10 protein-coding genes and 2 pseudogenes are annotated in these 9,003 nt (G+C 40.7%); 4 read left to right on the top strand and 8 right to left on the bottom strand.

What is annotated here, in order from left to right; genetic code table 11:
• Nucleotides 1–716 precede the first annotated feature (716 nt).
• The 5 genes and pseudogenes from DWZ47_RS29655 to DWZ47_RS29635 form a co-directional block, all read right to left on the bottom strand.
• A pseudogene (locus DWZ47_RS29655) lies at nt 717–941 on the bottom strand (hypothetical protein); the annotation flags it as partial.
• Nucleotides 895–1,338 carry a hypothetical protein gene (locus DWZ47_RS29650; protein WP_147330802.1) on the bottom strand — a complete coding sequence of 148 codons (444 nt, stop codon included), beginning with the start codon at nt 1,336–1,338 and terminating at the stop codon, nt 895–897. The gene DWZ47_RS29650 and the pseudogene DWZ47_RS29655, both read right to left, overlap by 47 nt.
• Before the next feature lie 10 nt (nt 1,339–1,348).
• Nucleotides 1,349–1,852 (bottom strand): hypothetical protein, encoded by a 504-nt coding sequence (locus DWZ47_RS29645; protein ID WP_117515638.1) that lies wholly within the window; start codon nt 1,850–1,852, stop codon nt 1,349–1,351.
• 67 nt (nt 1,853–1,919) lie between these two features.
• Entirely contained in the window at nt 1,920–2,105 is a 186-nt protein-coding gene (locus DWZ47_RS29640; RefSeq protein WP_117515636.1) for a hypothetical protein, read from the bottom strand.
• A 36-nt stretch (nt 2,106–2,141) separates the two neighbouring features.
• A complete protein-coding gene (locus DWZ47_RS29635; protein WP_117515634.1) occupies nt 2,142–3,149 on the bottom strand; it encodes a replication initiation protein in 1,008 nt (335 codons plus the stop codon).
• Between the two features lie 478 nt (nt 3,150–3,627).
• Here DWZ47_RS29635 and DWZ47_RS29630 point away from each other — a divergent pair, with 478 nt between their 5' ends.
• Nucleotides 3,628–3,876 carry a toxin-antitoxin system protein gene (locus DWZ47_RS29630; RefSeq protein WP_008782592.1) on the top strand — a complete coding sequence of 83 codons (249 nt, stop codon included), beginning with the start codon at nt 3,628–3,630 and terminating at the stop codon, nt 3,874–3,876.
• Entirely contained in the window at nt 3,873–4,151 is a 279-nt protein-coding gene (locus DWZ47_RS29625; RefSeq protein WP_117515632.1) for a type II toxin-antitoxin system YafQ family toxin, read from the top strand. The genes DWZ47_RS29630 and DWZ47_RS29625 overlap by 4 nt, the downstream gene beginning before the upstream one ends.
• A 74-nt stretch (nt 4,152–4,225) precedes the next feature.
• Here DWZ47_RS29625 and DWZ47_RS29620 read toward each other — a convergent pair whose 3' ends face one another.
• Nucleotides 4,226–4,540 carry a hypothetical protein gene (locus tag DWZ47_RS29620; protein WP_008782594.1) on the bottom strand — a complete coding sequence of 105 codons (315 nt, stop codon included), beginning with the start codon at nt 4,538–4,540 and terminating at the stop codon, nt 4,226–4,228.
• 491 nt (nt 4,541–5,031) lie between these two features.
• Between DWZ47_RS29620 and DWZ47_RS29615 the strand changes: the two genes are divergently transcribed.
• Both DWZ47_RS29615 and DWZ47_RS29610 read left to right on the top strand, forming a co-directional pair.
• Nucleotides 5,032–5,634, top strand: coding sequence for a BfmA/BtgA family mobilization protein (locus tag DWZ47_RS29615; RefSeq protein WP_087306506.1), 603 nt, complete (start codon nt 5,032–5,034; stop codon nt 5,632–5,634).
• The gene (locus tag DWZ47_RS29610) at nt 5,631–6,530 is read left to right on the top strand and encodes a DUF5712 family protein (RefSeq protein WP_117515630.1); all 900 of its coding nucleotides are present in this window, start codon (nt 5,631–5,633) and stop codon (nt 6,528–6,530) included. The genes DWZ47_RS29615 and DWZ47_RS29610 overlap by 4 nt, the downstream gene beginning before the upstream one ends.
• A gap of 290 nt (nt 6,531–6,820) precedes the next feature.
• Here the strand turns inward: DWZ47_RS29610 and DWZ47_RS29605 are convergent.
• Together DWZ47_RS29605 and tet(Q) are read right to left on the bottom strand one after the other, a co-directional pair.
• Nucleotides 6,821–7,087, bottom strand: a pseudogene (locus tag DWZ47_RS29605) (hypothetical protein); the annotation flags it as partial.
• Nucleotides 7,087–9,003 (bottom strand): tetracycline resistance ribosomal protection protein Tet(Q) (gene tet(Q) / locus DWZ47_RS29600; RefSeq protein WP_151880730.1); only part of this gene is annotated, 1,917 nt, incomplete at its 5' end. The gene tet(Q) and the pseudogene DWZ47_RS29605, both read right to left, overlap by 1 nt.

Raw genomic sequence — 9,003 nt, 5'->3', positions numbered from 1 at the left:
GTTACGGAAGTTTTTCCTGCATCAATGTGAGCAAGAATTCCTAAATTTATAATATTCATTTGGATTAAGCAATAATATACTACAGTAGATGCATTGTCGAAACGCACCTTTTAATACCTCCTCGTAGCATATGAGAACTACAGGATTACTAACTCGTATTAATATGTATATTATTACTGCCGCATAACGATTACAAAATTACACAAAAAAATATATCTAACAAAAGTGGGAGGATTTTTTAACTTTTTACCATAGACATTTTATTAGGGAAGCGTAGGTTCAACTGGCAAGTACAAATAAGTAGAAATGTTTGAACAACACCGTTTTAGGAAGTTGAAAAATCAAGTTTCTCTCTCGGTATAGCGTTTATTTTGGCCAATATCTTCTTTAGTTTAGCATTTGTGTATTTCCCATTCGTGTTCTATTTAGCTCCTTATTATGAGTATGTAGCAAGTTACTTATCAAATTCAGCCTCTTTGAGGGTCAAATATGGTTTTGCAAATGGTGACTGACAAGACATAAACAAGGTCAGCAGGAATTTTTTACATAAATGGACATGAATGTATATAACCTAAAATAAGAATAAATTTTAATAAGGGCTGCCCAAAAAGAAAAAAATGCAGTTGCCATCCTATAGATACTTGCAGAAAGGATAAAATTTACTTTTAGACCTTTTGGGATAGCCCTTATTAATACTTCAGATAAAATTCCTTAGGTTATATTTTCAATCCTTTGGACCGGGTTTCCTCCTTGGCATACAGTCCCGGACGCCCGATTATGACATGGTTGGCAACGATACTATCCGCCGGACTGCGTATCTGCGGCGGTGCATTTTCGGGATATTGCGCCTGCCTGTTCCTCACATCTTCCGCTTCCGGCTTGAGCTGTTGCCCTTCATTCTCCTTTTCTGCGACTTCGGGCGTGGGTGGCTCCACCTGGAGATAAGGTTATACCGTCTTCATATTGTTCAGAAGAACCAATACCTACAGTTCCTTGCATATAGATTTTATGTCTGTTAATATGTAACAGATCTCCACCTATACCGAATCCTATCATATAGTCCCTTACACTATTTGACAGGTCGAAATTATAATCAATCTCGTCCCTTGTATAGCTTACGTTTTTTGTTCCGTCATTAACCCCTGCATGGAAGTTTGCCAGTGCATAGACACGGTTATTAAGGTAATGTTTGAACTCAACACCTACATTGTAACCGTTACGGCATTTTAATTCAGGAAAATGTTCAAATCCTCCGAATAAAGAGAACTGGCTGCTTCCTTTTTGTGCATAGATGTTAGTAGAAATAGCAATAGCTATAATTAATAAGATTTTCTTCATAAATGTCATTTTATTTTAGTTCTGTATTTACTTTTATTTTCCCTATTGTTTTTTGTTCATCACGTACCCGGCAAAGTTCCCGGTATGCTTTTTCCTTATACTCCTGAAGAACTTTGATTTCGTTACGTAATCGGTCGTTTTCTTCCTGAAGGACCTTGAGTTCTTTAGCCTGTTCTTCAGACTTCATTTCAGCACGTACCTTTTCTTCAGCTGTCTTTGCGATAAGTTCTGGAGCCGGAAGCTGTATCTGCTTCTGTGCCGTTATAAATTCACTCATGAGCATACACAAGGCTTCTACCTGGTTCCTTTCCTTCTCGATGTCTGGAGGAACAGGAAGAAATGGTGTTGTTTCCTTGTCATAGATGTCAAAGTCATTCTTCTCTATGAATTTCCAGGCTGTTTCAACCCATTCACCGACAGGCTTTCCGGCTTTTCGGCAATATATTTTTATTTCTTCGAGTATGTTTTTAGGTACTCTTAGAGTTGATGTCTGTATATTTGCTTTTTCTTGCATATCAATGATTTATGTGCAAAAATATAAAGAATATATTTATCAATATACACTTTCTACAAAAAATATATTATTGCTTTGTTATGTGTGTATCTACAAAACAACCACCGAAGCCGGATAAGGCGTCTGGTTGCGTGTAAGTGACTGTTACAAGGGTTTGTCCCATGAATGTTTCAATCTTGTCTATAACGGCCTCCATTGGCTTCCCTAAGCCTACAGCTTCGGCTGAAACCATTACCAAATCTCCTTCCTTCATATCTTTGTTTTTTTTTGATTGTGTGACAGAATCAAATTATTTTATACCGAACTCTTCTCTTAACATTTTAAGCAATGCATTTTCAGCGTGCTTTCTTACCATGTCCCCAGCACATACCTTGTCATCGTAGTAACAGCATCTTTCGTACACGTTTTTCAGTCTGCCGAGTTCCGCTATCTTATCCACAGCCTTGACTGCCCTGTCGTTGGTCGGGTGATCCATTGCGCTACTTACCCACCTGTAAACAAACGAATATTGTTCGTATTGTTCCCCACCTTCTTCACGTGGGTGCAGTGTGTTGATAGTGAAAAGAACCGTGTCCGCTTTTGGTTTTCTGCCCTTTACAGGGTATTTGCAAATCATTTCATAATCAAACCATACATCAGAACCGCTTTCCTTGATACGTTCTTTTGCTGGTTTAAGTATTCTCCTGTCTATATCGTTGTTTGAGTGCTTTTCTGGTATTTCCAAATCTTTCCTTAACTGCTGTATGGGGTAGTAATACTGCTTTCTGTCCCTTTGGCTGCAAATTATCTTATACAGCCTTTTGGTATAATTTCCACGAAGCCCAAGGGCAAGCCCTTTGGAATACCTTGTGCCACCGACACCAACACCGTAATAGACCAGGAACGGAATAGCCCAAGGATTGATATTGATTATTATTTGGTTTGTCCCTTTGATGTTGTGTATCGTTGTGATGATTACACCTGTAGTTTCTATTGTCTTATGTATTTTTGGGTGAACCCAGCGAAAGGAAAATATCTTCTTTGCCAAGTCTAATGCTTCTCTTAACACCATTGATTTATGATTTTTGCCCCCAGCATCATCACATTTAACTGTAACATAGGGCATGTTAAATAAATCACGTGGCAGTTCTTCTTTTCTTGTCATGTGCTTTTGCAGCTTGTCGCTGATAAGGGTAAGCAAGTTTTCTTGCCATTCTGAAATGTTATACTGCCCGAATGTTACGTTATTGGGCTGTATAAGCATGATTTCTTCTTCTGTTGGTGGTATAAACTGCATTATGTCTTTTTCGTTTGCCATACGATTGATTTTTAGGTGTTACTCCGCAAATATAGAAACATAAAACGACAAAAAAAAGCTATCGTCAGTTTTTATTGTTGATTTTAGCAATTTTGTCGGTTTTGGTAGGGGGTAATTTTAGCAATTTTGTCGGTTTTGGTGTGCTTGTTTTAGCAATTTGGTCGGTTTTGGTGTGTTTGTTTTATTTACAATATATTGAAAACCAATCTTTTGCAATTAAAAAAACATGTTCGTACAAGATATTCTGCAAAGACATTCTAACAAAAAAGCGGATTTTAGACGAAAAATGACCTTGCTTTTGCCCAAAAATGGAACAATAGGGAGAAAGAGAGAGAACTCTCCCTTTAGGGAGTGAGGTGGGCTTTTTTTTAGGGCAGCTTCCCCGCGCGTTAAAAAATGTATATATTGGTAATTTTGTGTTTATTTTCTTTGCTTTTGATATACATTGTTATACATTTGTAATAAAAAGTATAACAGTATGGAAGTAGCAATAAAGAAATTAACTGCATTCAGACTTGACAGCAACCTCCTGGACATGCTGAAGAGTGCTGCCAAACGTGAACATCGGAGCTTAAACAACTTTGTGGAATGTCTTCTTATGGATGCCATGTACACAGAACCAAACGAAGAAACCAAAGCGGCCATAGAAGAAGCTCGTGCTGGGAAAAACCTGAAGAAAGTTGACACAAGCAGCTTCGAGAACTTTATAAAATCCTGTAGTGAATGAGAGAGGTTAAGACTGGTAGCCAGTTCCGGAAAGACCTGAAACGGTACAGGAATGATAATACCAAACTTGAAAAGCTTTATGATATTGTAGGATACTTGGAACGTTGTGAGGACGTTCCAAAAGAGTTTAAACCTCATATGCTTTCAGGTGATTATGCAGGTCACATGGAATGTCACGTAGAAAATGATTTTCTTTTGATATGGATCGATGATGAAGTCGTAAAGCTGGTTAGGCTTGGCAGTCATTCGGAATTGTTTGGAAAGAAGAAGAAATAACATAACTATTTTAGAAAGTCAGCAGAACTTGTTTTGTTTTTGAAGTTCTGCTGACTTTTGTTTTATGCTTTTGTTCAGAACAAGGACAGCTGCCGTTTGTCCTCTTCTTCCTGTTTGTGTACTTTCTGGCTCTGCTTCTCATACTCGAGTATCTCCTGTATTGACCGGATAGCTCTTTTTCTCTGTTCCGGAGTGGTGCGCCTTGCCATACCCTTTTCCATTTTCCCGGACTTCAGCCAGTTCGAATACATATCGATCAGGCAGAGTACTTCTTCTTCCATTACTGTAGGCACTCTCATGGTCTTGGTGTACATGCCGGACACAGCCTTTCTTCCGGAACCTTCTCTGGCTCCACCTTTCCCGGTCTTTTTTCCTGGTTCCTTTTCCATAGGTCTGTTTTGTTTGATTTCGTTACGGAATCAAAGTTAGGTATTTTATATCGGATATCCAAGTAAAACCGCACACTGATTTGCACTGCAAACGGCTGCACTCGTCGGGAGTGTTGGTACACCCCCTTGCCGTGCGGCGCTCCCCGACCGATGAGTTTTTGTGTGGTGTTCCGGACGCAATCTGTTGTGCGGTTTTGTTGGGTAATTCTGTTGTGTACTGGGTGTGCGGTTTTCGTGGGTGTTCACGTGTGTGGGATAGGTTCTATCTCTCCCCGTCCCCTTTGCGATTTCGCGCTGGGGAGGGTGTTCGATAGAACAGCAAGAGGAAACCGGGCAAGCCCTGTTTTTTCCTCTTGCCCTACGGGGTTATGCTTTGATAATCAAAGCATTAGAAAAATTAACCGTTATATGTTGGTTATAACGAATAAATATACTATCTTGTAAACCAATTAGTTAGTATATTAATTCGTTATAATAATCCTTATAATTATATGGAAAAAGACAGTAAAACAACGGTAGCGGTAGAACGTACCACTTTTGCTAAACTTGACCGTCTGGCCAAGGCAAACAGTGTGTCAAAAATGGAGTATATTACTCATGCCATAAACTACTTTGAGAAGTACGGTATAAACCCGGTCGAGCATGAAAGTCCGGCACAGGAAATGCAGAAGCTTATCAAGCGCATGGACCAGGTGTTCGCATTCCTGAAGAAACAGGAAACGGATCTTGTGCGTCCGGCTTGTGAAGCTCTGGCCGGAGCCAGCACACAGATAACCATAAGCCTTTCATCCTTACTTTCGGAAGAAAAGTTCAGGCGGTTCCTGAAGGATAACAAGGAGCTGCTTGCCGGGATAATCAACAGTTCCGACAACAACGGCAAGGCCATAGGCAGGGCAGAAAAAGCGGTGCGGGATGCAGATTCAACTATAAGGAAGAACCAGGATATTATCTTCAAGCGGATAGAAGCCAGCGAAACGGCACAACTCAAGGCCATGCAACATATCGTTTCCTTCCTCGATGCAAAAGGAAAGACCGGGCTGCTCGATGACATAAACAAGGTCTATAAGAAGGAAAAGGAAAGGAGGGGGCTATGAATATAAAAATTCAGGGTGGCGGTTCCGGAACTTATGCCAATACAGGGAGCTGCACAGGAGTAACGACCTATCTCCAGCATGAGGATCTGGAGCGCATGAAGAACGGCCGGGAAGTGCAGCCGTTTTTCAATAACTCTCGTGACTACATAAGCGCACAGGAAGTAACCTTCAAGATAGACAACAACAAGGCAAAATTAAGCCGGAACGATGCGAAGTTCTATGTGATCACGGTAAGCCCTTCCAGCCGGGAGCTGGAGAAAATGGGCAAGACAGAGAAGGAACAGGCTGAAGCCATGAGAAGGTATGTCCGTGATGATGTGATGCAGCACTATGCGGAAGGGTTCGGAAAAGGCCTGAACAAAGAGGATATCGAGTATTACGGAAAGATCCATTTTGAGAGGAAGGGAGCTGACCGGTACGACATGCACGCACATATCATTGTCAGCCGGAAGGACAGGAGCAACACCAGGAAGCTAAGTCCAAAGACCAACCACACCGGGAAGAAGAACTGCGGAAACGTGAAGGGCGGTTTTGACAGGACAGATTTTTTCCGAAAGTGTGAAACCTCATTTGACAAGTGCACAGGGTATGACCGGGCCCCGGAACAGACCTTCGACTATCTCAATACCATGAAGAACGGAAGCCCGAAAGAAATCTTCCAGAAAAAGGAGTGGGCGGAACGTGTAAACCATGAACGGCTTGAGAAGATGAAAGCCGAATGGAGCCGGGATCTTCAGGAACCGCACCAGGAACAAGGCAGAGAAGAGATCCAACAACAGGGAAACAGTATTTCCCAAGTTCCGGAAATCAACCAGGCACCGCAGCGGAAGAAGCAACAGGAGGAAGAACTCGACCAGCCCAGGAAAAGAAGCCGGGGGTTTGGAATGGGTATGTAAATTACAGATAAATGCTTGCGTGAGGGGTGTTTATCCCTGTATTTCTGATACAGGGGTATTAGGCTTCCCGTGGGCTTATAATAAAAAAGCCCCGGCGGATAATTCAGCCGAGGCACTATTATTTAGAATATAACTCCTAATTTGACATTGGCAGAATTTTTATATTCATAACCTATTTGCCAACCTGTATAGTTTACGCCTATACTTAACCAGTCTGTCAGTTGATAGTCATAACCTGCTGATGCGGAAATTGCGAAGCGTGTGGATTTTTCTTCATATGTTTTTACGATGTCATAAGCCATACGCCGTGCATGGTAATGCTCGATATCTTTATCGTTCCATTCCAGTATTGTTTCACCCAATAGAGAAAATTTTATCATTTGAATATTGATATTGTTTATTTCTTTTCGGAGCTCGTCTATTTTTTTATTGCCAAGTTCTAATGCTTCTATCTCCTGCCATTCATAGAGGCTATTATATGCCATACATCCGATAAGAATGGAGATAAGTATATATCCCAACCGTATTGCCTTATAGAAATTTCCTGACCGCTCCATTATTTTAATGACATTGATTTTTGGAACATGAATAAAAGTTTATCTTTTTCGTTCATGCGGATATTATCAGAATAACCGTCTTTTGTTATTTGATACCCACATGGCTTAACCATAAAAATGCCTAAGCCCTTAGTGTACGAACTTACTTCTGAGGCATAGTCTTTACTTGTATTTAATGGAACTTTCCCTTTAATATGACACCACTCATTATTACAACTGATGTCTTCAATCTCAGACATCAGTTTTTGCAAATCTGTAATAGCTTTGGAACTCGCTACTTGGGGTATCTGCAACTCAAAACAGAGCATCGGTTCGAGAATGTCCACACCTGACTGTTGCAAAGCCAGCCTGAAGACATAAGGGGTCAGCTGTCTGAAATCAGCAGGTGTACTTACCGGGCTATAATACTCGGCTTGAGTAAAAGTTACTTTCAGATCTGTCACTTCCCATCCATGTAAACCAGATTGGCAAGACATACGAATCCCTTCAAAAACGGCATTTTGAAAAGAATGGTTCAGATAACCATAGGAGATGTCACTTTCGATTTGCAACCCTGCCCCTAACGGTAAGGGTTCAAGAGTCAGCCCTATTGTGGCCCAGTAAGGGTTGGGTGGTACTTCGATCTGAATAATCTTATTGACCTTTTTTATAGGTCGTTCTTTGTAGATAGTCTTGATCTCATCAAAATGGACCTTTACGGAAAATCGTTCTTCCAGCAATGTCTGTATGATTTCCTTTTGGGTCAAACCATATAACGAGATTTCCAATTCATCACTATATGAGTTTATGGAAAAGGACAAAGACGGGTCTTCAATCCACAATGTATTCAGAGCGGATATCACCTTGCTTCTCTCTTCGGGCTTATTTGGCCGGACGGAGGATTTGAGAGCGGGATGCTGATGAGATAATCCTTGAATCAAACAAGGTTTAGCACCTAAATAATCTCCGATTCGAAAATCTTCTATATCTTCTACAATCGCGATATCATTGGCACCCACTTCATCAACATTTATCTCTCTGCCCTGATAAATAGTCTTTAGATTTTTAATCTTGATGAATTTTTCCGAATCGTTGATTCTTACAACGTCTCGAAGTCTCAGACTTCCGTCAATTATTTTAAGAAAACTTCTTTTATGCCCTTTGGGGTCATGCTCTATCTTATAGAGATAAGCTGAAAGTCTGTTTGAGACTGATGCCGGAGGAAGTATAAAAGAAGAAATGGCGTCCAACAACTCATTGATACCGATATTGAACATTGCTGATCCATGTAGCACCGGATAGACTTTGGCTTTTGCCACAAGAGCGATTATCGTATTCCAATAATCAGCCGGTGAAATTTCGCTATCCGCCAAATATCGTTCTAATATATCGTCGTCATGGTTGCATACAAATTCTTTGTATTCTTCCTTTATATATGTTTGGGAGCAAACCGGATAAACCGATCCATCGACAACAGTTTGCATAAACAGGACATCTTGCGACAGATTTGTTTTTATATCCATATACAAACGCTCCAAATTCACACCGGCACGGTCAATCTTATTGATAAATATAATTGTCGGGATTTGCAGCTTTTGTAAAGTACTGAACAGCAACTTTGTCTGCGCTTGTATGCCTTCCTTTGCGGATAAGATGAGGACTGCTCCATCAAGCATTTTGAATGTCCGCTCCACTTCCGCAATAAAATCCATGTGTCCCGGAGTGTCAATGATATTGCATTTCACTCCATTCCAGATAATAGATGTCGTAGAAGCCCGGACAGTAATTCCTCTACGTTTCTCTATATCCATAGAGTCCGTTATGGTGTCACCATTATCCACACGGCCGCACTTTTCCGTTGCTCCACTGGCAAACAGCAGATTCTCGGTTACGGAAGTTTTTCCTGCATCAATGTGAGCAAGAATTCCTAAATTTAT

The sequence above is a fragment of the Bacteroides sp. AF32-8BH genome (assembly GCF_003435205.1).
GTDB lineage: Bacteria > Bacteroidota > Bacteroidia > Bacteroidales > Bacteroidaceae > Bacteroides > Bacteroides ovatus.
The sequence above is the reverse complement of the archived record's forward strand: the minus strand, read 5'-3'. Positions and strand labels throughout refer to the sequence as shown.

Excerpts from the sequence above, each read along its gene's own strand:
- DWZ47_RS29650 (WP_147330802.1), bottom strand. The coding sequence starts at position 1,338 with ATGAAGAAAATCTTATTAATTATAGCTATTGCTATTTCTACTAACATC.
- DWZ47_RS29645 (WP_117515638.1), bottom strand. The coding sequence starts at position 1,852 with ATGCAAGAAAAAGCAAATATACAGACATCAACTCTAAGAGTACCTAAA.
- DWZ47_RS29640 (WP_117515636.1), bottom strand. The coding sequence starts at position 2,105 with ATGAAGGAAGGAGATTTGGTAATGGTTTCAGCCGAAGCTGTAGGCTTA.
- DWZ47_RS29635 (WP_117515634.1), bottom strand. The coding sequence starts at position 3,149 with ATGGCAAACGAAAAAGACATAATGCAGTTTATACCACCAACAGAAGAA.
- DWZ47_RS29630 (WP_008782592.1), top strand. The coding sequence starts at position 3,628 with ATGGAAGTAGCAATAAAGAAATTAACTGCATTCAGACTTGACAGCAAC.
- DWZ47_RS29625 (WP_117515632.1), top strand. The coding sequence starts at position 3,873 with ATGAGAGAGGTTAAGACTGGTAGCCAGTTCCGGAAAGACCTGAAACGG.
- DWZ47_RS29620 (WP_008782594.1), bottom strand. The coding sequence starts at position 4,540 with ATGGAAAAGGAACCAGGAAAAAAGACCGGGAAAGGTGGAGCCAGAGAA.
- DWZ47_RS29615 (WP_087306506.1), top strand. The coding sequence starts at position 5,032 with ATGGAAAAAGACAGTAAAACAACGGTAGCGGTAGAACGTACCACTTTT.
- DWZ47_RS29610 (WP_117515630.1), top strand. The coding sequence starts at position 5,631 with ATGAATATAAAAATTCAGGGTGGCGGTTCCGGAACTTATGCCAATACA.